The sequence below is a fragment of the Rhodospirillales bacterium genome (assembly GCA_014323865.1).
Classification (GTDB): Bacteria; Pseudomonadota; Alphaproteobacteria; order SP197; family SP197; genus SP197.
Map to the genome: position 1 here is coordinate 299,742 of JACONG010000010.1, position 21,101 is coordinate 320,842.

The 21,101-nt window shown below is 64.5% G+C and carries 17 protein-coding genes and 1 pseudogene; 15 read left to right on the plus strand and 3 right to left on the minus strand.

Annotated features, from left to right (window positions below):
• The first annotated feature begins 6 nt into the window (after positions 1-6).
• On the plus strand, positions 7-3,519 hold the full coding sequence (gene mfd / locus GDA49_05755) for a transcription-repair coupling factor (protein ID MBC6439909.1): 3,513 nt from the start codon (positions 7-9) through the stop codon (positions 3,517-3,519).
• A gap of 10 nt (positions 3,520-3,529) precedes the next feature.
• On the opposite strand, the gene GDA49_05760 is transcribed toward mfd, so the two are convergent.
• Complete coding sequence (locus tag GDA49_05760) at positions 3,530-4,168, minus strand: DsbA family oxidoreductase (protein ID MBC6439910.1); 639 nt, start codon at positions 4,166-4,168, stop codon at positions 3,530-3,532.
• A gap of 181 nt (positions 4,169-4,349) precedes the next feature.
• Here GDA49_05760 and GDA49_05765 point away from each other — a divergent pair, with 181 nt between their 5' ends.
• Positions 4,350-4,526 (plus strand): hypothetical protein, encoded by a 177-nt coding sequence (locus tag GDA49_05765; protein MBC6439911.1) that lies wholly within the window; start codon positions 4,350-4,352, stop codon positions 4,524-4,526.
• On the opposite strand, the gene GDA49_05770 is transcribed toward GDA49_05765, so the two are convergent.
• On the minus strand, positions 4,523-5,287 hold the full coding sequence (locus tag GDA49_05770; protein MBC6439912.1) for an SDR family oxidoreductase: 765 nt from the start codon (positions 5,285-5,287) through the stop codon (positions 4,523-4,525). The genes GDA49_05765 and GDA49_05770 overlap by 4 nt on opposite strands.
• A gap of 474 nt (positions 5,288-5,761) precedes the next feature.
• Here GDA49_05770 and GDA49_05775 point away from each other — a divergent pair, with 474 nt between their 5' ends.
• The 13 genes and pseudogenes from GDA49_05775 (at position 5,762) to GDA49_05835 (ending at position 19,650) form a co-directional block, all read left to right on the plus strand.
• Positions 5,762-7,588: an aldehyde ferredoxin oxidoreductase family protein gene (locus GDA49_05775; GenBank protein ID MBC6439913.1), complete on the plus strand. Its 1,827-nt coding sequence runs from the start codon at positions 5,762-5,764 to the stop codon at positions 7,586-7,588.
• Positions 7,585-7,836, plus strand: coding sequence for a MoaD/ThiS family protein (locus tag GDA49_05780; GenBank protein MBC6439914.1), 252 nt, complete (start codon positions 7,585-7,587; stop codon positions 7,834-7,836). The genes GDA49_05775 and GDA49_05780 overlap by 4 nt, the downstream gene beginning before the upstream one ends.
• 138 nt (positions 7,837-7,974) lie before the next feature.
• The gene (locus GDA49_05785) at positions 7,975-8,730 is read left to right on the plus strand and encodes a GNAT family N-acetyltransferase (GenBank protein MBC6439915.1); all 756 of its coding nucleotides are present in this window, start codon (positions 7,975-7,977) and stop codon (positions 8,728-8,730) included.
• 262 nt (positions 8,731-8,992) lie between these two features.
• Complete coding sequence (gene gabD, locus GDA49_05790; GenBank protein MBC6439916.1) at positions 8,993-10,450, plus strand: NADP-dependent succinate-semialdehyde dehydrogenase; 1,458 nt, start codon at positions 8,993-8,995, stop codon at positions 10,448-10,450.
• A gap of 136 nt (positions 10,451-10,586) precedes the next feature.
• Positions 10,587-11,543, plus strand: a complete 957-nt coding sequence (locus GDA49_05795; protein MBC6439917.1) for an ABC transporter ATP-binding protein — start codon at positions 10,587-10,589, stop codon at positions 11,541-11,543.
• Complete coding sequence (locus tag GDA49_05800) at positions 11,540-12,973, plus strand: hypothetical protein (protein ID MBC6439918.1); 1,434 nt, start codon at positions 11,540-11,542, stop codon at positions 12,971-12,973. The genes GDA49_05795 and GDA49_05800 overlap by 4 nt, the downstream gene beginning before the upstream one ends.
• 3 nt (positions 12,974-12,976) lie before the next feature.
• Positions 12,977-14,215 (plus strand): amidase, encoded by a 1,239-nt coding sequence (locus GDA49_05805; protein ID MBC6439919.1) that lies wholly within the window; start codon positions 12,977-12,979, stop codon positions 14,213-14,215.
• Positions 14,216-14,441: 226 nt separating this feature from the next.
• Positions 14,442-14,633: pseudogene (locus tag GDA49_05810) on the plus strand (cation transporter).
• A 256-nt stretch (positions 14,634-14,889) separates the two neighbouring features.
• Positions 14,890-16,305, plus strand: a complete 1,416-nt coding sequence (gene gorA, locus GDA49_05815; protein MBC6439920.1) for a glutathione-disulfide reductase — start codon at positions 14,890-14,892, stop codon at positions 16,303-16,305.
• A 240-nt stretch (positions 16,306-16,545) separates the two neighbouring features.
• The gene (locus GDA49_05820; GenBank protein MBC6439921.1) at positions 16,546-17,925 is read left to right on the plus strand and encodes a 3-deoxy-7-phosphoheptulonate synthase class II; all 1,380 of its coding nucleotides are present in this window, start codon (positions 16,546-16,548) and stop codon (positions 17,923-17,925) included.
• Positions 17,926-17,999: 74 nt separating this feature from the next.
• Entirely contained in the window at positions 18,000-19,151 is a 1,152-nt protein-coding gene (locus GDA49_05825; GenBank protein MBC6439922.1) for a nicotinate phosphoribosyltransferase, read from the plus strand.
• A 61-nt stretch (positions 19,152-19,212) separates the two neighbouring features.
• Positions 19,213-19,425 (plus strand): type II toxin-antitoxin system HicB family antitoxin, encoded by a 213-nt coding sequence (locus GDA49_05830; protein MBC6439923.1) that lies wholly within the window; start codon positions 19,213-19,215, stop codon positions 19,423-19,425.
• A 3-nt stretch (positions 19,426-19,428) separates the two neighbouring features.
• Positions 19,429-19,650, plus strand: a complete 222-nt coding sequence (locus GDA49_05835; GenBank protein MBC6439924.1) for a type II toxin-antitoxin system HicA family toxin — start codon at positions 19,429-19,431, stop codon at positions 19,648-19,650.
• Here the strand turns inward: GDA49_05835 and GDA49_05840 are convergent, their stop codons facing one another.
• Entirely contained in the window at positions 19,651-20,754 is a 1,104-nt protein-coding gene (locus GDA49_05840) for an SAM-dependent methyltransferase (GenBank protein MBC6439925.1), read from the minus strand. It abuts the gene before it with no gap.
• Positions 20,755-21,101 lie beyond the last annotated feature (347 nt).

The following is a 21,101-nucleotide window of genomic DNA, read 5'->3' on the forward strand; positions in this document are numbered from 1 at the left end:
AATGATGTGAAAACTATCGGACAACGCCTCTCATCCTCGGCAAGGAATGTGATTTGCGGTGCCCCGGAGGGTGTCGACGTGACAGTGCTCGCGACCCTGGTTCGCGAGAGCCCGGAACGCGACATCGTGGTGGTCCTGCGCACCGCCGAGCGCGCCCAGAGGCTGGCGGATGCTCTCGGGTTCTTTGCGCCGGAGACACCGGTCGTCTCGTTCCCGGCCTGGGATTGCCTGCCCTACGACCGAGTCTCGCCGCACCCAACGATCGCAGGCGAACGTCTCGCGGTGATGGGCGATCTCTGCGAGCGCCCGGCTGGCGAAGGCACCCTGGTACTGACCACGGCAGGTGCCATGGTTCAGCGCGTTCCGCCGCCCGATGCCATCGGGCCGCTGCGCAAACGCCTGAACGTCAGCGAAGAAACCGATACGCAGGACCTCGTGCGTCGCCTTGTCGCCATGGGCTACCACCGGGTGAGCACAGTGATGGAGCCGGGCGACGTCTCGCTGCGCGGCGACATCATGGACATCTACCCGCCGGGCGCTGCCGAACCCGCTAGGATCGAGTTCTTCGGCGATGAGATCGAGCGGATCCGGAACTTCGATCCCCTGAGCCAGCGCTCGTCGGGGAAACGCGACAGCGTCGTTCTCGATCCGGCCAGCGAAGCGTTGCTGGACGAGGATTCGATCAACCGCTTCCGCGCAGGCTGGCGCGAGCTTTTCGGCATTGGCACGACCGACGATCCTGTCTACGAAGCCGTCGCGGCCGGGGCACGCCATCCCGGCATGGAGCACTGGCTGGGACTTTTTCACAGCCGCCTGGAGCCCTTTCTCGCCTATCTCGACGACCCGCTCGTGGTTCTCGACCATCGCGTCATCGAGGCCAGAGACACCCGTCTGGAAACGGTCCGGGATCACTTCGGGCACCGTCGGGAAGATGTGGGTGTCGGCATGGCCGACGGGGCACCGACCTATCACGCGGTCGAGCCCGAACGGCTCTATCTCACCGAGCTGGCCTGGGACAACATGCTGGCAGACAAGACGGTCGTTGAACTCTCGCCGTTTTCGGAACCGCCGTCCGGTGAAGTCAACGTGCTGGAGGCGGGCGGTCGGCAGGGCCACGAGTTCAGCGCCGAGCGCCAGCAGAGCAATGTCAATCTGTTCGATGCCGTTGTCGGCCATGTCCGCGAGCATCACGCCGACAACCGCCGTGTCGTCGTCTCCGGCCTCTCGGTCGGCAGTCGCAACCGGCTTGCGCGCTTGCTGAACGAACACGGCATCGATCATGTTGAGCAGATCGCGACCGTGGAGGGGCTCGAGGGGCTGGATCGCAGCAAGGTTGCAGCGGCCGTGACCGGCCTGGAGCGGGGGTTCGTCAGCCACGACCTGGCGCTCATCACCGAACAGGACATTCTGGGCGACCGGATCGCCCGCACATCGCGGCGGCGCACACGTCGCGACACCGAGCGTTTCCTTGAAGAGGCATCGCAACTCTCCGAGGGCGACATCATCGTCCATGTCGAACATGGCATCGGACGTTTCGACGGCCTCCAGACCCTCAGGCTCGGCGAGGCGCCGCACGACTGCCTGCGTCTGGTCTACGACGGCGACGACAAGCTCTTCGTACCGGTCGAGAATGTCGATGTGCTGTCGCGCTATGGCTCTCACGACACCGTCGTGCAGCTCGACAGGCTGGGCGGTGCGAGCTGGCAGTCGCGCCGCGCCCGCCTGAAGGAGCGCATCACGGAAATGGCGGGCGAACTCCTGAAAGTCGCCGCCGAACGCAAGACCCGGCCCGGCCCGGCCATGCGTGCAACCCATGGCCTCTATCAGGAATTCGCGGCGCGCTTCCCGTTCCAGGAGACCGACGATCAGGAGAAGGCGATTGAGGAGGTGATCGACGATCTCGGGTCCGGACGCGCCATGGATCGGCTGATCTGCGGCGACGTCGGTTTCGGCAAGACCGAGGTCGCCCTGCGCGCGGCCTTCGTTGCGGTCATGGAGGGCTTCCAGGTTGCCGTCGTGGTGCCGACGACCCTGTTGGCGCGACAACATCACGCGACCTTCGCCGGGCGCTTCGAGGGGCTGCCGGTAGAGCTTCGCCAGCTGTCGCGCTTCGTCACGACGAAGGAAGCGCACGAGACCAGGAACCTCCTGGAAAGCGGCAAGGTCGACATCGTTGTCGGAACCCACGCGCTGCTCGCCAGGGATGTCTCGTTCAGGAACATGGGGCTCCTGATCATCGACGAGGAGCAGCACTTCGGCGTGGCGCACAAGGAACGCCTGAAGCAGATGAAGGCGAATGTGCATGTCCTGACCCTGACAGCGACGCCGATCCCGCGCACCCTTCAGATGTCGCTGATCGGCGTGAAGGACCTCAGCCTGATCGCCACGGCCCCGGTCGACCGGCTGGCTGTGCGCACCTTTGTCGGGCCCTTCGATTCGGTCACCGTGCGCGAAGCCATCCGTCGCGAGCAGTTGCGGGGTGGCCAGGCCTATTTCGTCTGTCCACGCATCGCGGATCTCCAGAGGGTCCACAAACAGCTTGAGGAGCTGATCCCCGAGGCGCGTTTCGCCGTGGCCCACGGCCAGATGGCCAGCACCGAACTCGAGAAGATCATGGGTGCCTTCTACGACGGCGAGGTCGACGTGCTGATCTCGACCACGATCGTGGAGTCGGGCCTCGACATTCCCAACGTCAACACCATGGTTGTCTATCGTGCCGACATGTTCGGCCTGGCCCAGCTCTATCAGCTGCGCGGCCGAATCGGACGGTCCAGGACACGGGCCTATGCCTATCTCACGCTTCCCCCGGGCAAGCGCGTGACCCAGACGGCGCATCGGCGGCTGGAGGTTCTGTCGCGCCTCGACACGCTGGGTGCCGGCTTCAGCCTCGCCAGTCATGATCTCGACATCCGTGGCGCGGGCAACCTCCTGGGAACCGAGCAATCGGGCCATATCAGGGAGGTCGGCATCGAGCTCTACCAGCAGATGCTGGAGGAGGCCGTGCAGGCGTTGCGCGCCGAGCGGGAAGGGGTGGCACCGCATGCCGCCCATACCTGGTCACCGGAGGTGGCCGTCGGATCGGCCGTGCTCATACCGGACAACTACGTCCGCGATCTTGATGTCCGGCTTGGCCTCTACCGGCGCATCGCGGCCCTGCAAGAGCGCGAAGACATCGACAACCTGCGCATGGAACTGGACGACCGCTTCGGTGAGCCGACCATCGAGGTCGACAACCTGCTGGAGATCGTCGTGATCAAGGCATTGTGCCGCAAGGCGGGCATAGTCAAACTCGATGCCGGGCCGCGCGGCGCGATCGTCAGCTTCCGCGGCGACAGCTTCGTCAATCCGGCCGGCCTCGTCGACTGGATCGCGAGCCAGGCCGGTACGGTCAAACTGCGTCCCGACCACAAGGTTGTAGTCATGCGGAGCTGGGAGAAGGTCGACGTACGGCTTGCCGGTTCGCGGGACCTGGCGCAGGCCATCGCCGGCATCGCCGAGGCCACCGCGCAGGCCGCCTGAGCGAGCGGGATCAGGCCGCCGCGGTCTCGTGGGCGGTATCGATCATGCGCTGCAACACCTCCGGTGACTGTGCGCCGGACACGGCATAACGACCGTCGAGAACGAAGCAGGGCACGCCGTTGATCCCGATGCGCTGCGCCAGGTTATGCTCGGCAAGCACCGTGTCGGCGCACTGGTCACTCTCCAGGAACACCTCGGCGTCGTCGCGGTCGAGCCCAATAGCTTCGGCCAGTGCCACCAGATTGCCGATCTCGCCGATGTCGATGCCCTTGAGAAAATAGGCCGCAAACATGTCCTCGACCAGGCGCGTCTGCACGCCGCGCTCGCCAGCCCAGCCGATCAGGCGGTGGGCGGCAATAGTCGAGGGTGTCCGGTAGATGTCCCCGAAGGCAAAGAGAATGCCTTCGTCATGGCCCGCCCGGGAGATCGTGCCGTAGAGCTCCATGGCGTGCTGGGAGCTGCCGAACTTGAGCGCCAGATAGGCGTTCCGCTCCATGCCGTCGGCCGGCATGTCGGGGTTCAGCATGAAGGCACGCCAGCGGATCTGTGGCCTGCGTCGCTTCGGCACAAGGTCGAGGGCACGCTCAAGACGGCGCTTGCCGATATAACACCAGGGACAGACGGGGTCGGAAAAGATGTCAAGGATCATGGCAGCATTCTAACGACCGACGTTCTGCTCCGGAAGAGGCAGACCAGACCGGGGGCATCACGATGCTGCGCGCCATTCGCCAACTGCTTTCGTCAGAGGACGTCGCCACCGTCAGGCAGGCGGCCGAAACCGGCGCTTTCGTCGACGGTCTGCGCACGGCCGGTTTCCCCGTCGCGGACGCATGTGGGGGAACAAACAGCTCCAGGTGATCTGCCGCCCGCGCCGCAGCCGCTGCGAGATTCTGTTCGATCTCGCCGTCGCTGCCGAACACGTTCACAAGCTGGAACCCAACGGCGGCACCTTCATGGCCCCGGAGAAGACCCGCTTCAACCTGCTCAGGATATGGGCGGATACCTAGCCGGGCTGTGACGCCCTCGCTGTCAACCCCCCATCGCAGATCATGAGCTGGCCGGTGGTGAAGGCGCTTTCGTCGCTGGCGAGCCAGAGGGCGAGATTGGCGATGTCCCGGGGTGCGCCGATGCGGCCGATGGGCTGGTTGGCGTCGAGCGCCCTGGCCGCTTCATCGGGATCGGGGACGCTGGCGAGATAGGCGTCCATCATGTCGGTCTTGATCCAGCCCGGGCAGATCACATTGCAGCGGATGTCCTCGGAGCCATGGTCGACTGCGATCGCACGGCTCAGCGCGTGGACTGCACCTTTGGTGGCGCAATAGGCCGCGAGGCCCGGATCGGCCACGAAGCCGTCGTAACTTCCGACATTGACGATCGAGCCGCCGCCGCCCGAAGCCATGACGGGTATTGCGGCACGGCATGTGGCGAACACACCCTTCACGTTGATGCCGAAGATCAGGTCCCAGTCCTCGTCGGTTGTCTCGACGATGGTCTTCTCGATCTGAATGGCCGCGTTGTTGACCAGCACATCGATCCCGCCGAACGCATCCCGGGCGGTTTCGATGAGCGTGTCGGCCTGTGCGGTCGAGGCCGTGTCCCCGGGAACGAAGATCGTGGAGCCGTCGTCAGGGAACGGGGCCGGGGGGGCCGAACGCGCGGTGACGACGACGCGCGCGCCTTCCGCCACGAAGCGGTCGACGATGGCGCGACCGATGCCCCTTGATCCGCCGGTGACCACGCAACGCTTGCCGTCGAGCCGTCTCGTCATGCCTGTTCCCCTCCTGTCCGCTACTGTCCGCCTAAGGAAATTGAATGAGCATTCAACATCCGTCAATCGCATGGTGAACGCTGGTATCCGCGGACCATGCGTGGGTTCTTCCACAGGTTCCCGACACGGGAAGGCGTGCCCTGACCCATATGTCCTGGCCCATATGTGTTTCCACGTCGGACCCTGGTCGGGCTCGTCGTCGATGGTCTCTGCCGTCATGCCGAAGACGCTCGCAAGGGTTTCGTCAACGCTTTCATCAGCGATCACGACCGTGCGGTCTTCGACCGTCTCGTCATCGCGCCAGTAGGCACAGGTCACCGAGCCGTCACCGGCGCGTTCGTTGTTGCCGGCTTGCCTGAAGACACCGGAGACCGTGGCGATAGCCGCCGTCCCAACATTCAGCTAGGTTGACACGCATCGGGCCCCTTATTGCCTATGCTTGGCCCGACACCCACGATCGATCGAGAGGTAAGGATGGGCTGGACCGGCAAGATTCTGCGCGTGAACCTGACAGAGCGCCGCTGCGAGAGCGAACCGCTGAACAAGGGCTGGGCGGAGCAGTTTCTGGGCCAACGCGGCCTGGCATCGAAGTACCTGATGGAGTCCATGGACCCGGCTGTCGACGCACTCGATCCCGCCAATGTGCTGATCTTCGCCACCGGACCCCTGACCTCGACCATGGCGCCCACGGCAGGTCGCTACTCCGTAATCACCAAGGGGGCGTTGACCAACGCCATCGCGTGCTCGAACTCGGGCGGCAAGGTCGGTGCCGAGATCAAACTCGCCGGATGGGACATGGTCATCCTCGAAGGCAAATCGCCCAGGCCGGTCTATCTCTGGATTGATGACGATCACGTCGAGCTGCGCGACGCCGATCACCTCTGGGGCCGTTCGGTCTGGGAGATTGAACCCGGGATCAAGGCCGAGCTCGGCGACCCCGCGATCAAGGTCGCCTCGATCGGTCGTGCCGGCGAGAAGATGGTACGTTTTGCCTGTGTCGTGAACGACCTCCACCGTGCTGCCGGCCGTTCCGGTGTCGGCGCGGTCATGGGATCGAAGAACCTGAAGGCCGTGGCCGCGCGCGGATCCGGCGGCGTCACGGTGCATGACCCCCGGAAGTTCATGGCGGCCGTCGCGCACGCCAGGAGCACGCTGCAGCCGAGCCCGGTTCGCCAGCGCTTCATCAAGCTCGGTACCCACGCCATGCTTGATGTCACGCACAACTACGGCAGCCTTCCCACCCGCAACGAGCGCGACGTCCGGTTCGAGGGCGTCAACAAGCTCAATGCGGCAGCCTCACAGCGTCCGCACGGTCCGAACGACACCGTCAATCTTGTCACGAACAAGGCGTGTTTCGCCTGCACGATCGCCTGCGGGCGCATCGCCCAGATCGATCCCGACCATTTCTCGATCAAGGACAAGCCGCAGTATCACACGGCCTCGGGCGGCCTGGAGTACGAGAACGTCTTCGCGCTCGGTGCCATGGTCGGTGTCGACGATATCGATGCTGTGACCTTCGCCAACTTCCTCTGCAACGAAGACGGCATGGACACGATCTCCTTCGGCGGTGCCCTGGCCGCAGCCATGGAACTCTACGAAGAGGGTGTCATCACGATTGAGCAGACCGGCGTCGATCTCTCGTTCGGCTCGACCGAGGGGCTTGTGAAGATGGCGGAAGACTGCGCCAGGGGCGAAGGGTTCGGTGTCGAGGTCGGTCTCGGCGCGGCCCGTCTGACCGCGAAGTACGGAAGGCCCGAATTCTCGATGACCGTGAAGGGGCAGGAGTTCCCCGGCTACGACCCGCGTGCGATGCAGGGCATGGCTCTGGCCTATGCCACGTCCAACCGCGGTGCCTGCCACTTGCGCGCCAGCCCGTTCGCCTCGGATTTCCAGACCACCGAACTTGAGGGCAAGGCCGAGATTGTCAAGACGAGCCAGGACGAACGCGCCGCGATGTTCGATTCGGCGGGCATCTGCGCCTTCGTCGCCGCTGCCATCAACATCGACCAGATCGCCGCCATGCTCGACGGTGCGCTTGAGAGCGCGTGGACAGCCGAGCGCATCCGCGAGACGGGCGAGCGCATCTGGAACCTCGAGCGGCTCTTCAACAACGCCGCGGGCATGGGCCGCAAGGACGACACCTTGCCGCACCGGATGCTGCATACTCCGGCCCCGTCCGGCACCGCCAAGGGCCTTACTGCCCAGCTCGATCAGATGCTTCCCGAGTACTACGAGATTCGTGGCTGGGACGAAGAGGGGCAGCCGCGTGGCCAGACGCTGACCCGCCTCGGGCTCTCGTGAAGATTCGTATCAAGCTCGTCTCGCATGCCGGCAGGCCCATTCCCGGCCTCGATGCAGACGGGGAAGGCGAGTGGGATATGGCCGAAGACACCACAGTGGCCGAGGCTCTGGCAAGGCTCGACGTCGCCAGGGAAACGCTGACCATGACCCTGGTCAACGAGGAGGTCATTCGACCCGCGTTGCAGGCCGGGCACAGGCTGAAGGCCGGCGATCTCCTGACGGTGTTTCCTCCGATCGAAGGCGGGTGACCGTGCCGGGGCTTCACGACATCACGCATTTCACGATCGGCCTTTTCGCGGCCTCGCCATCGTCTTGATGGTCATCGTCCTGATGGTGATGCGCGGCGCGTATTCCAGCATCGAAGGTTTCGGCATCGTCTCCAGACCATGACGAAGACCGCGCCAAACGTCGTGCAGCGCCTGGAAGAGGCGAATTTCCGCGCTTGGCCGGCATTGCGCACCGAACGGCTCGGCGGCTGGCTGCTGCGCTACGCGGACGGCCATACCAAACGCGCCAACTCGGTGAACGTATTGGAGCGAAGCGGGGACCCCCTGCCTGAGCGGATTGAGGCGGCCGAAGCACGCTACGCGTCGCTTGGCCAGCCCGCGATCTTCCGTCTTTCCCCCCTGGCCGAACCAGCGCTCGACGGTCTGCTGACCGGGCGTGGCTATCGGAAGCTCGACATAACGAATGTCCGCACCACCCGTGTTCCCGCGTCTCTCCAGGCTCATCCCGACGTCACACTGTCGGACAGCGTCGAGGAAGACTGGTTCAGAGGATATTGCCGCCACAACCCGGTGGCGCGAACCGATCAGGGCACGCTGGCCGCCATGCTGGAACGGATCGAGGGTCGCCGATGTTTCGCGTCGATCAGGGAGGAGAGGACCCTCAAGGCCTTCGGTATGGCCGTCGCCGACCCGCCGCTGTGCGGGTTCCTCGGGATTCTTGTGGCACTCGACTGTCGAGGCAAGGGCTGGGGACGGGCGATTATGAACAGCCTGATCGCCTGGGCGCGCGATGAGGCCGGCGCCCATGAGCTCTGGCTCCAGGTCGTCGCCGACAACGAGCCCGCGGTCTCGCTCTATCGTTCCCTTGGTTTCGAACAGGTCTACGACTACCACTACCGTGTCCGGGTGCGCTAACTCAAATCACCAGCCTGAGACCTCAGCGACAACACCGCTGAAATCCTGAAGCAGTTCGGTTTTCCTTACGATTCGAACCTGATGGGTGACGATGACACGCCCTGCCACATGCGCTCGGGCGATCAGGCACCTGCCGACGCTCCCTTTCGTCGTCCCCGTTTCCTTCCACTGTCTTCTTGCCTAGATTGCCCGCCACGCCAAATAAGCAAGAACGGGCTGCGCCTGGCCCGCAGGCAACACACATGATGACAGGGGACCGCCCATGAATATCTCCGACATGAGCCTTTTCCGCCAGCAGTGCTACATCGACGGCGTCTGGTGTGATGCCGACAGCGGCGAAACCGTCGACGTACGCGATCCGGCGACGGGCGCGACTCTGGGCACGATCCCGCGCATGGGTGCGGCCGAGACCCGCCGGGCGATCGAGGCGGCGAATGTCGCACTGCCAGCCTGGAAGGCGATGACCGCCAGGCAGCGCGCCGCGATCCTGCGCAAGTGGTTCGATCTGATGCTCGAGAACCAGGACGACCTCGCGGTCCTCATGACCATGGAGCAGGGCAAGCCGCTGGCCGAGGCCAGGGGCGAGATTGTCTATGCCGCCAGCTTCATTGAGTGGTTCGCCGAGGAGGGCAAGCGTATCTATGGCGAGACCGTGCCCCAGCACATGGCCGACCGCCGCATCGTCGTGCTCAAGGAGGCGATCGGTGTCGTCGGCGCGATCACGCCGTGGAACTTCCCGAGCGCCATGATCACCCGCAAGGCCGCACCGGCGCTGGCCGCCGGCTGCACCTTCGTCTGCAAGCCCGCGACTGAGACGCCGTATTCGGCCTTCGCGCTGTGCGAGCTCGCCGAACGTGCCGGCATCCCGAAGGGCGTGATCAGCATCCTCTCGGGCAAGTCGTCGGAGATCGGTGAGGAGCTCACCAGGAACCCGATCGTGCGCAAGATCACGTTCACGGGCTCGACCGAAATCGGCAAGAAGCTCATGGAGCAGTCCGCTTCCACGGTGAAGAAGGTTACCATGGAGCTCGGCGGCAACGCACCCTTCCTGGTGTTTGGTGACGCCGACCTTGATGCGGCCGTCGAAGGCGCGATGCAGTCGAAGTTCCGCAACATGGGCCAGACCTGCGTCTGCGCAAACCGCATCTACGTCCAGTCCGACGTCTACGACGCCTTCGCCGAGAAGTTCGCCGCCAAGGTCGCCGAGATGAAGGTCGGCAACGGCCTTGAGGATGGTGTTGTCCAGGGCCCTCTCATCAACCAGGCCGCCATCAGGAAGGTCGAGGAGCATATCGCGGATGCCACCGCGAAGGGCGGCCGCGTGATGACCGGCGGCAGCCGCCACGAGCTCGGCGGTACCTACTTCCAGCCGACCGTCATGGCCGACATCAACCCGCAGATGATGGTCGCGCGCGACGAGACCTTCGGCCCTCTGGCTCCGCTGTTCCGCTTCGACGAAGAGGACGAGGCCATCCGGCTCGCCAACGACACCGAGTTCGGCTTGGCGAGCTACTTCTACAGCCGCGACATCGGCCGCATCTGGCGCGTCAGCGAGGGCCTCGAGTACGGCATCGTCGGCGTCAACACCGGCATCATCTCGACCGAGGTCGCCCCCTTCGGCGGCGTCAAGGAGTCGGGCATCGGCCGCGAGGGCAGCCACATGGGCATTGATGAGTATGTCGAAGCCAAGTACGTCTGCATTGCTGGCGTCGACAAGTGACACAGCCGCCGATATGTCATCGCGGCCATGTGAGCTTGCGAACACGAGCCGGGATCTCGAAAGGCCTATGCCGATCTCTCGAGGTCCCGGCTCTCCGCCCTTTGGGTTGCGGCCGGGATGACACGGTGTTTCTGGCATGAGCGATACCTCATCCACGACCTCCGTCATTGACGTCGAGAATCTGGTTTTCGATTACCCGACGACGCGGGCGCTGTGTGACGTCTCCTTCAAGGTTGCGCGCGGTTCGGTCACAGCACTGGTCGGGCCGAATGGTGCGGGCAAGACGACGCTGCTGCGCTGCATGGCGGCTCTCGATACGCCCTACAGCGGACGCGTCCTGATTGACGGTACGGATGGGCATGAGGACCCGCGCACCATTCATCGCAAGATCGGCTATCTCTCGGATTCCTTTGGGCTTTATGACGAGCTCACGGTGCGCCAATGTCTGCGGCATGCGGTCGCGTTACACGGGATCGGGGGAGCGGACGAGACTTCGGCCGTCGCGCGCGTGGTCGGCCAACTCGATCTCGGAGAGCTCACGGAGAAGCGTGCCGGTGAGCTGTCCCGTGGGCAGCGCCAGCGGCTTGCCATCGCACAGTCGATCGTTCACAAGCCGGAGCTTGTCCTGCTCGACGAACCGGCCTCCGGCCTCGACCCCTTGGCCCGCATGGCGCTCTCGGAACTGCTTCTCGGCTTGCGCGCCGACGGCATGACGCTGATCGTGAGTTCCCACATCCTCGCCGAACTCGAAGACTACTGCACCGACGTCTTGGTGATCGACCGGGGCAGGGTGGTCGAGCATCGCGCGATCGAATTGGCCGACGGCACGCGCTTTGTTGTCTATGCGATCGAACTGGCCGAGGCGACCGACGGCATGATCCAGCGTCTGATGGACGACAAGCGCGTCAGCGAGGTGGTGGCGACCGACGATCTCAGTATCACGTTCCGGGCGCCGCGCGATGCCGTGTTTCGCCGCGATCTCCTGCGCCGACTCGTCGGTGAGGGCATGCCGGTCACGGGCCTCTCCGAGAAGAAGCTCGGTCTGACCGACATCTATCGCGAGGTCGCCAAGAGCGACGAGGGCCAGTCATGAGGCTCAATCCCGAACTCAGGCGTTACCTGTGGCTCGAACTGTCGCTCGGGCGTCTGCTCTTCATGCCGCTGGTCATCGGCCTCCTCGCGGCGCTGATCGGGGTCACGATCTACGATAACGAGCTTGCCTTCGGTGGGCCGGATTTCCTCGGCACGATCGTTTGGGCCGGATTGGCCATCTACATCGTGCTCCTGCTGTTCTGGGGTGCCCGCGTCGCGGCGAGCGCCCTGGTGCGCGAGATCGCTGAACGGACATGGGACCAGCAAAGACTATCGTCCATGGACGCCTGGTCGATGACCTGGGGCAAGCTGTTCGGCAGCACGGTCTATGTCTGGTATGCGCTGGGGATCGTTCTGGCCATCGTCCTTGGCGCGACCGCGCTGCTCGAGATCTACTTCGGCGACGTCTCCGAAGAGGTCGGCGGTTCACTCAGCTCGATCTTGGCCCGCATGGCGATCGGCCTTGTTGCGCTGACCGTTCTGGTTGAGGCCACCGTGATGTTGGCAGCGATGACGGCCGTCAGCCAGCGCGAGACCGCCCGCCAGCTCGATGTCTCGATCGCCCAGATCATCGTCATCCTCTCGGCACTCTTCGCCTATATCGGTCTGCAGGATCTGGAACAGGCCAACACGATGCCTTGGTACGGCGAGACCTGGAACTCGCTAAGCTTCGTTGTCGGCTCCACCGTGATCTTCGCACTCTGGGCGGTGGTTGGGCTCTGGCGGCGCATGCGCGAGGAGTTGCAGATCCGCAACTGGCCGTTGATGTGGCCGCTCTTCGTGCTTTGGAGCGGCTTCTGGCTGGCCGGTCTTATGTGGCCCGAGGACGGCCATGACGGCATGACCGTCACAATCGTCGTCATGACCGTCACGGTGCTGGTCTCGACCTATGTGCCGGCCGCCCTCGAACGTATGGATCCCGTTCGCCTGCGCCGTCTGTTCGCTGCGCGCGACCTTTCTTCTGTGCTGCGCGACGCACCGATCTGGGTGGTCGGACATATCCTGGCTCTAGTCGGGGTCGTGATCTCGGTCGTCATGCTGCTCGGCATCGAGATGTCCGACGACAGTGCGCTCGCGGCCCTTGCCGAAGAGATCGACCTGCCGAGCCTCGCCGCGATGTCGCTGGTCTCGGCCTATTTCTTCGTGACTCGCGACCTGCTGCTTCTGATCTTCACCTGGCTCGGCAAGCGTCCGCGCCGCGCCTTCGCCACCTGGCTGATCTGGATGGCCCTGCTCTATAGCCTGATCCCGACCCTGGTGTCGCTCTCCGGCGGTTATCAGCTGCTGCCCGCCTTCGTGCCGATCTGGGACGTGCCCTTCGTCGACCTCGCCGTCCCGCCCGCGCTCTGGCCGCTGGGCGAGGTCGTCCTTGTCGGGCTGTTGCTGCGCTGGCGCTGGCGTCGCTTCAGGGCGTCGGCGGTGTCGGGGTAAGCCATGGGTGATCTCGCCGAACGCTGCCTCACGAACATCGCGGCGCGCGAGGGCGAGGTCAGAGCGTTTACCGAGACCGGATTTGATCCCGATCGCGTGACAGCGGATCTGGCCGCACTCGAAACCCGCTGGCCCGATCGCGACGATCGGCCGCCGTTGTTCGGCACCCCCGTTGGCGTCAAGGACATCATCCGCGTTGCGGATCGTGAGATCCGGTGTGGGTCCAGACTGCCGCCGGAACGTTTCGCGGGGCCGGAGGCTGCCGTGGTCACCAGGCTCAAGGCTGCCGGCGCGGTCGTCATGGGGATGACCGTGACGACCGAGTTCGCCGCCTGGGCACCGGGGCCGACACGCAATCCGCTGAACCTCGCCCACACCCCCGGCGGCTCATCGAGCGGCTCGGCGGCCGGCACCGGGGCCGGCTTCTTCGCTCTGGCCCTCGGAAGCCAGACAGCCGGCTCGGTCATTCGTCCGGCGGCGTTTTGCGGCGTGATCGGCGTCAAGGCGAGCTTCGGACGTATCGACCGCGAAGGCATGCTGCCCTATGCCGACAGTCTCGATCACCTGGGACTCTTCGCTGACAGCCTCGATCGCGCCGAGGCGGCGCTGTCGGTGATCTGCGACGGTTGGACCGGCCCGCCGTCCGCTGCTCCCCGACCCATGACGATCGGTGTGCCCGACGATGGCTTTCTGTCTCTCGTGGACGATGCGGGACAGGCGGTTTTCAGCGATACGCTCGATCGTGTCGCGTTCGCCGGCCACCATATCGTTGCTGCGCCCCTGTTTACGAACCACAGGGCTATCGCCGCCGCCGTCAGCGGCATCTCAAGCTACGAGATGTTGCCGTTGCACCGGCCTCTGGTCGCAGAGCACCGCGATCTCTATCGGGCCGAGACGCTCGCCGAGTTCGATGCCGGCATGGCGATGGGCGAGGGCGATTACCAACCGCTCCGCGCCTTCCAACGGCACGTCCGCGACGAGGTGGCGGCGCTCACCGATGACCTTGGTGTTGACCTCTGGCTGACACCCTCGGCCCGCGGACGCGCGCCTGAAGGGATCGGCGTTACGGGTGATCCCGCCATGAACGCGCCCTGGACCTTCGTCGGCTGGCCCGTCGTGACTCTGCCGTGCGCCTCCGATGGCGATGGACTCGCCTATGGGATGAGCGCAGTCGCCCGGCCCGGCCAGGACGAGCGGCTGCTCGCGGCATGTCGGGCGCTGGAGCCCGCCATCAGGCCCTGACGATCAGTAGCGCACCGGTGTGGCGTGCCAGCCTTCGTCGTGTTTCTGCCAGTACGCGCCGTGGATGCGCCGGCTCACGGCACGTAGTCGCCGTCGCACCAGGCGGCCCCGTCAGGCCAGATAGCGGTCACCGGATCCGCAGGTTTCTCGGCAGCTGCCATCATTTCCTCTCCAGGATCGGGCGAAATGATAGTCCCCGTCACGCGCCTTCGCTATGGTTGCGGCCATGGATGTGCACCGCTCGAAACGTGTTATCTTCGCGGCCCTCATCGGCAACTCGCTGATTGCGGTCACAAGGTTCACCGCGGCGGCTTGTACCGGTAGTTCCGCGATGCTCAGCGAGGGCGTGCATTCGCTGGTCGACAACGGAAACCAGGGCCTCATCCTCTACGGCCTGAAACGCTCGTTCAGGCCGGCGGCACCGGCCACACCGGCCACACCGGCCACACCGTCTGGGGCTCATTTCGGCAGGAAACCGACTATCCCGTGCCTTCGACCGGGGATCCGATGCTTGATCTCAGGGTCGTCGGCCTCGACGATCTCCTCGCCAGGGTGCGGGACTCCGGCGTCGAGGTTGGCGATGATATCGATGAACTGCCCTGTGGCCGCTTCGGTTGGTTCATCGACCCTGAAGGCAACAGGGTCGAACTCCGGGAACCGACCGAGACCGCACCATGTCAGGCCCAACCGCCGCACCTGGAGGATCAGACGTGTTCGCGTACGACTACGATCTCTTTGTCATCGGAGGCGGATCGGGCGGTGTGCGCGCCGCGCGCTTTTCCGCCGCTCTGGGCGCGCGTGTGGCAATCGCCGAGGAACGCTATTGGGGTGGAACCTGCGTCAACGTCGGCTGTGTGCCCAAGAAGCTCTTCAGTTACGCCGCGCACTACGCGGAAGACTTTCACGATGCACGGAACTTCGGCTGGACCGTGGGCGAGCCGAGCTTCGACTGGCCGACCTTGCGCGACAACAAGACTGCCGAGATCGAGCGCCTCAATGGCATCTACGACCGCATGCTGCGCGCCGCGGGCGTCGACCTTATGTGGGGGTGCGCCCGCGTGGTCGATCCCCACACCGTCGAGATCAACGGCGCGCGCCATTCGGCCGCCAACATCCTGATCGCCGTGGGCGGCTGGCCGCACGTGCCCGATATTCCGGGCAAGGAGCACGTCATCACCTCGAACGAGGCGTTCTTCCTCGAGGACCTGCCCAGGGAGATCGTGATTGTGGGCGGCGGCTACATCGCCGTCGAGTTCGCCGGTATCTTTCACGGGCTCGGTGTGAAGGTGACGCAGCTCTATCGCGGTCCGCACTTCCTGCGCGGCTTCGATGACGATATCCGCGAGCACCTTGCCGTCGAGATGCGCAAGAAGGGGATCGACCTCTGCTTCAACTGCAACATCGACATGATCGAGAAGACGGGTGATCGCCTGGTGGCCGACCTCGACGACGGCCGCCAGATCGAAACCGGGATGATCATGTATGCGACCGGTCGCTGCCCCGCCACGCGCGAGATCGGCCTCCAGGAGGCCGGCGTCACGCTCAACGAAAACGGGACCATCCCTGTCGATGACCGCTTCCGTTCGAACGTGCCCTCGATCCTGGCACTGGGTGATGTCCTCGGCCGCATCGAGTTGACGCCGGTCGCCACGACGGAAGGCATGGCGATCGCCAAGACACTGTTCGGCAGTGAAGCCACCACGGTCGACTACGACAACGTGCCCTCGGCCGTCTTCAGCCAGCCGCCGATCGGCACCGTGGGACTGACAGAGGCGCAGGCCCGGGAGATCCATCGCGACGATGTCGATGTCTATCTCTCGGAGTTTCGCCCGCTGAAGCACACGATTTCGCTCAACGAAGAACGCACGCTGATGAAGCTCGTCGTGGTGCGCAGCACGGATGTGGTCATCGGCGTCCACATGGTTGGACCCGAGGCAGGTGAGATGGTCCAGGGCTTTGCCGTTGCGTTGAAGGCCGGTGCGACCAAGGCCGTTTTCGATTCTACCGTTGGCATCCATCCCACCAGCGCCGAGGAGTTCGTCACCATGCGCGAGGTCACGCGCAGCGGTGCGAAGGAGGCTCATGAATAGGTTTCGTCAGGTCTTTCGCAGCACTTTCATGAGCGCCATGACGTGCTCAGCGCCGTGTCCGGTGTCGTCCGATTGCCTGCCTTAATGCCACGGTTTTACTGGAAAATCCGGGCTTCGGGCGGTATAGAGACCGGCTCCCCATCCTGGGGATAACTTTGGAGGCTTCACCGGCCTCCTGCCACCACACCAGGGACAGGGGCCGTGAGGACGGCTACCGGGAACGACAAGAGGACTGAGATCATGGCCGCAAAATGGACCCCGACAGCTTGGCGTGACCGACCCGTTCAGCAGGCTCCGTCCTACCCGGACGAGGTGGTCTTGAAGGAGGTCGAAGCCCAGCTTTCGACCGCCCCGCCGCTTGTGTTTGCGGGGGAAGTGCGCAGTTTGAAGCAATCGTTGGCCGACGTGGCCGAGGGCAAAGCCTTCCTGCTTCAGGGCGGGGACTGTGCCGAGAGCTTTGCCGAGTTTCACCCGGACAACATCCGCGACACCTTCAAGGTGCTGCTGCAGATGGCCGTCGTGCTGACGTTCGGCTCGGCCTGCCCAGTCGTGAAGGTTGGCCGCATGGCCGGGCAGTTTGCCAAGCCGCGTTCGTCTGACGTTGAAACGCAGGGCGACGCATCCTTGCCGAGCTACCGGGGCGACATCATCAACGGCATCGAGTTTGACGAACATGCCCGGACGCCGGACCCGCAGCGCATCCTGCGTGCCTACCATCAGGCCGCTTCGACGCTGAACCTGTTGCGGGCTTTCGCGCAAGGCGGGTTCGCCGACCTGCACCGGGTGTCAAGCTGGAACAACGCCTTCGTCGCCGACAACGCTCATGGCCGCCAGTACAGCGCAATGGCCGAACGCATTCATGAGTCGCTTGCCTTCATGGAAGCCTGCGGCTTGTCGCCCGACAACGTGCCGCAGATGCGGGAGACCGCGTTTTACACTTCGCACGAGGCGCTGTTGCTGAACTACGAACAGGCGATGACCCGCGTCGATTCGACAACCGGCGACTGGTACGACACCTCAGCCCACATGCTTTGGGTCGGCGACCGGACCCGCCAGCACGATCATGCACATGTCGAGTTTCTGCGCGGTGTGAAGAACCCCATCGGCATCAAGTGCGGGCCGTCGCTCGATGCGGAAGAACTGCTTCGTCTGATCGACATCCTGAACCCGGCCAACGAACCGGGCCGCATCACGCTGATCACGCGCATGGGTGTCGGCAGGGTCGAAGACGGGTTGTCGCCGTTGATCCGGGCCGTCACCCGCGAAGGGCGCAGCGTCGTGTGGTCCTGCGACCCCATGCACGGCAACACGATCAAGGCATCGACCGGGTTCAAGACCCGTCCGTTCGCCCGCATTCTGGCCGAGGTGAAGAGCTTCTTCGCGGTGCATCGCGCCGAAGGCACTCACGCGGGCGGTGTTCATTTCGAGATGACCGGGCAGAACGTGACCGAATGTCTGGGCGGTGCGCAGGCGATCAGCGACGAAGACCTCGCAAGCCGCTACCACACACATTGCGACCCGCGTCTCAATGCGAGCCAGGCGCTTGAACTCGCTTTCCTGATTGCCGAGCAGCTTCGTGACGAGCGCGGCGAAACGATCAAGGTGGCCGCGGCGCAGTAACGACATCAACCCCCACCCCGGCCCCTCCCGGTTCCGTGAGGACAGCATCCGTGAGGACAGCAAAGGAATGTCCGATGGCTGAGAGCGATCCGTCCCAGGGCAACGAGGCCTGGCCGCGCGAGGCCGATGTCGGGCTCTGGACCGACGTCTACCTCAACCGCACCAGGACCACGGTGGCGGCGTTCGGCGACTGCGAGGTGACCTACGCCGTCTTCATGCGCCGGCCCGTGGTCTGCGCGCCGCGCCTGCTGGTTGAGTGGGTCAATGCGATGGCGGCGACCCGTGGCGTCGAGATCGGCATCGAGCTGCAGTTCAACGAGGGCCAGTGGGTCGGCGCGGGCGAACCGATCGTTTACATCACCGGCCCATTCGTCGCGCTGGTCGATCTCGAAACGCTCTTCCTGCAGAAGCTGGGCCCGGCATGTGTCGCCGCCCACAACGCCTACACGATGTGCGTCGACCTGCCAGACACCGCATTCCTCGCCATGGATGCGCGTCACTGCGCCGGCACCGAGATGGCCGAGATGATGGCCTATGCTGCCTCTGTCGGTTCGGACCGCGCCCGGCGCAAGGCCAACGCCAGGGGCTTCATCGGTAACGCCACGGACGCCACCGCGCACTACTTCGGCAACGAGAAGGGGTTTGGCACCATGCCGCATGCCCTGATCGGCTATGCCGGGAGCACCGTACGCGCGGCCGAGATGTTCCGTCAGGCCAACCCGAATGTGCTGATGACCGTGCTGGTTGACTATTTCGGCCTCGAGATCACCGATGCGCTGGCCGTCTGCCGGCGCTTCCCCGATCTTGCAGCGGCGGGCGAACTCTCGGTCCGCCTCGACACCGGCGGCGGCCGTTTCATCGAGGGACTCGACCCGCCCGGCAGCTACGCCGTGCTCGAACGCAACGAGCCCGACGCCATCCGTGGTTATCGCTCGGAGACCGAACTGCGCTACCTGATCGGCACCGGCGTCTCGGCCGCGGGCATCTGGCACATGCGCGAACAGCTCGACAACGCCGGCTTCGACAAGGTGAAGATCGTCGCCTCGTCCGGCTTCGCGCCGGCGAAGTGCAAGGTCATGGCCGTCGCCAAGGCTCCCATCGACGTCATCGGCACCGGCAGCTATCTGCCCGACACCTGGTCGGAAACCTACGCCACCGCCGACATCGTCGCCTACGACGGCAACCCGCGCGTCAAGGTCGGAAGAGAGTTCCTGCTGAGGAGTTAGCTCCTTCGCGTTGCGTTGACGGGGCAATCGGCTAAAATCCGGCAAAAGAGTAGGTCGGACGATGCAACGCAACTACAACTTCGTGGTCGAACGCGACGCTCAGACTGGTCTTCTGGTCGGCTATGTTCCGGGTTGGCCCGGTGCGCATTCTCAAGGCGCTGGCATTGAAGAGCTGCGCGAGAACCTCAGAGAAGTCATAGCCATGCTCTTGGAGGATGGCAATCCTGAGCTGGGGTCCGAGTTCGTATCGGTTCAGGAAGTCGCCTTGGCCTGATCGTTGGGCAACATCCCTGTTCTCAAGCCATGTGAAGTCGTGTCTTTGCTCAAACGGCAAGGGTTCGTCTTGATCCGCCAACGGGGTTCTCACATGCAGTTTCGCCACGCCGACGGAAGGCAGACAACAGTCCCGTTTCACGCGGGGCGGGATATGTCGCCGGTCTTGTTGAGAAAGATCGCCCAAGACATCGGAATGTCGGCCGAAGCCTTGCTCGGTCGGTAGTCAACCTGCCTTCGCCACCGTCATGTAGATGTGGACGTAGTCCATGGCGTGGCCTTCGGGAGCCTCACGGACCATGGCTTCGTAGGTGTCGTAGAACGTGTCGATGAGGGTGTCGCGCTCCTCGTCGGAGCGGGAGGCATCGAGCGCGGCGCGGAAGGTGGCGGCACTCCACGAGCGCAGGGTGGGGATGTAGTCGCGCGCGAAGCGGGCGGCGTCGCCGTGCTCCCTGAATTCGGCGGCGAAGGGGCAGGGGACGACTCGGCTCTCGCAATGCTCGACCGCGAGTCCACTCATGCTGACGGGGTTGCCGCGGTCGTCGATCGGAGCGCGGAACTCCTGGGTGTTGCGGTAGTACTGGGGCAGGGTCATGCCTTGGTACTCGGCTTCGGTGATGGCACCGTCCGAGATCATGCCCTGCCAGATCAGGCTGAAGGTATTGAACATGTTCACGCCGCCAGTGTTGCCGAGGTAGCGGCCCTCGTCGTCAATACCGAAGTTCACCAGCACCAGACGCGCGCCCGGTGCCATCTCGACGGCCCGGCGCATCAGGATTGTCTCCCAGTCTTCGGCCGCCTGGACGTGGAAGTCGATCAGTTCGGCACCCTCGGCGCCCACCATGTGGACATGGCCCGTGATGTCGGTGGGCTTGCACGAAAGCCAGTGCATGGCGGTCGCCGAAAAGCCCAGGTCGAGCGTGCCGGCGGGCAGGATCGGGTCGTAGAACGACGTGGCCGAGGCCAGCACCTGCACGTTGCGATGTCGGCTGAGCCAGCTTTCCTTCCCGGTCAGCCCGTGCACCAGGCCGAAGATGGCATTGTAGTCGTTGCGCGGCTGGTCGGTATAGACGATCTGGACATCGCGCTCGGGGAAACGGTTGTGGATCAGACCGATCGCCTCGCCGATCATGTCGAACGAGGTGCCGGCGTCCGCCGTGCCCATGTCGCTCAGGGTGAAGGCCCGGTCCATGCGGTCGGGGATCTTTCCGATGGCGTCCCTGACCAGCGGCCATGCGCCGTCGATCACATCCTTGGCACCCTTGGTCGCGGTCGAATAGGCACCGCCGCCGACCATCGCCACATGGGTCTTGTTGCCGTCTGCTCTCATCGTCCACACCCGTCCCAAGCAGGCGAAGTATAACGGCCCTATCGCATCACACGTATCGCATCACATGTGTGAGCACTGCTACTCTTGCACGATTTCCGCAACGTGCGCCACGCTTGCCGCATGGCCGAATGCCTGACCGAAATCACCGCACGCCGCTTCTGTGGTCTGCATCCATATCGCGGCACACGCCGCCCTTTTCCTCCAGGGGCTCAGGCCGCGTGGCTGGACGGAGTTCCGCAAGGCCAACCAGTCGGTCGTCACCGCCAGTTCGGCCTGGCTTGTCCTGCTGGCCCTTTTATTGATCGTCTTTGTCGATCGTCATGGCCTTCCGGCATAGCTGTTCCTCC

What these genes read in the sequence shown, in the direction of transcription:
- GDA49_05760 (MBC6439910.1), bottom strand. Translation starts at nt 4,168, where the DNA reads ATGATCCTTGACATCTTTTCCGACCCCGTCTGTCCCTGGTGTTATATC.
- GDA49_05765 (MBC6439911.1), top strand. Translation starts at nt 4,350, where the DNA reads ATGTGGGGGAACAAACAGCTCCAGGTGATCTGCCGCCCGCGCCGCAGC.
- GDA49_05770 (MBC6439912.1), bottom strand. Translation starts at nt 5,287, where the DNA reads ATGACGAGACGGCTCGACGGCAAGCGTTGCGTGGTCACCGGCGGATCA.
- GDA49_05775 (MBC6439913.1), top strand. Translation starts at nt 5,762, where the DNA reads ATGGGCTGGACCGGCAAGATTCTGCGCGTGAACCTGACAGAGCGCCGC.
- GDA49_05785 (MBC6439915.1), top strand. Translation starts at nt 7,975, where the DNA reads ATGACGAAGACCGCGCCAAACGTCGTGCAGCGCCTGGAAGAGGCGAAT.
- gabD (MBC6439916.1), top strand. Translation starts at nt 8,993, where the DNA reads ATGAATATCTCCGACATGAGCCTTTTCCGCCAGCAGTGCTACATCGAC.
- GDA49_05795 (MBC6439917.1), top strand. Translation starts at nt 10,587, where the DNA reads ATGAGCGATACCTCATCCACGACCTCCGTCATTGACGTCGAGAATCTG.
- GDA49_05800 (MBC6439918.1), top strand. Translation starts at nt 11,540, where the DNA reads ATGAGGCTCAATCCCGAACTCAGGCGTTACCTGTGGCTCGAACTGTCG.
- GDA49_05805 (MBC6439919.1), top strand. Translation starts at nt 12,977, where the DNA reads ATGGGTGATCTCGCCGAACGCTGCCTCACGAACATCGCGGCGCGCGAG.
- gorA (MBC6439920.1), top strand. Translation starts at nt 14,890, where the DNA reads ATGTCAGGCCCAACCGCCGCACCTGGAGGATCAGACGTGTTCGCGTAC.
- GDA49_05820 (MBC6439921.1), top strand. Translation starts at nt 16,546, where the DNA reads ATGGCCGCAAAATGGACCCCGACAGCTTGGCGTGACCGACCCGTTCAG.
- GDA49_05825 (MBC6439922.1), top strand. Translation starts at nt 18,000, where the DNA reads ATGGCTGAGAGCGATCCGTCCCAGGGCAACGAGGCCTGGCCGCGCGAG.
- GDA49_05830 (MBC6439923.1), top strand. Translation starts at nt 19,213, where the DNA reads ATGCAACGCAACTACAACTTCGTGGTCGAACGCGACGCTCAGACTGGT.
- GDA49_05840 (MBC6439925.1), bottom strand. Translation starts at nt 20,754, where the DNA reads ATGAGAGCAGACGGCAACAAGACCCATGTGGCGATGGTCGGCGGCGGT.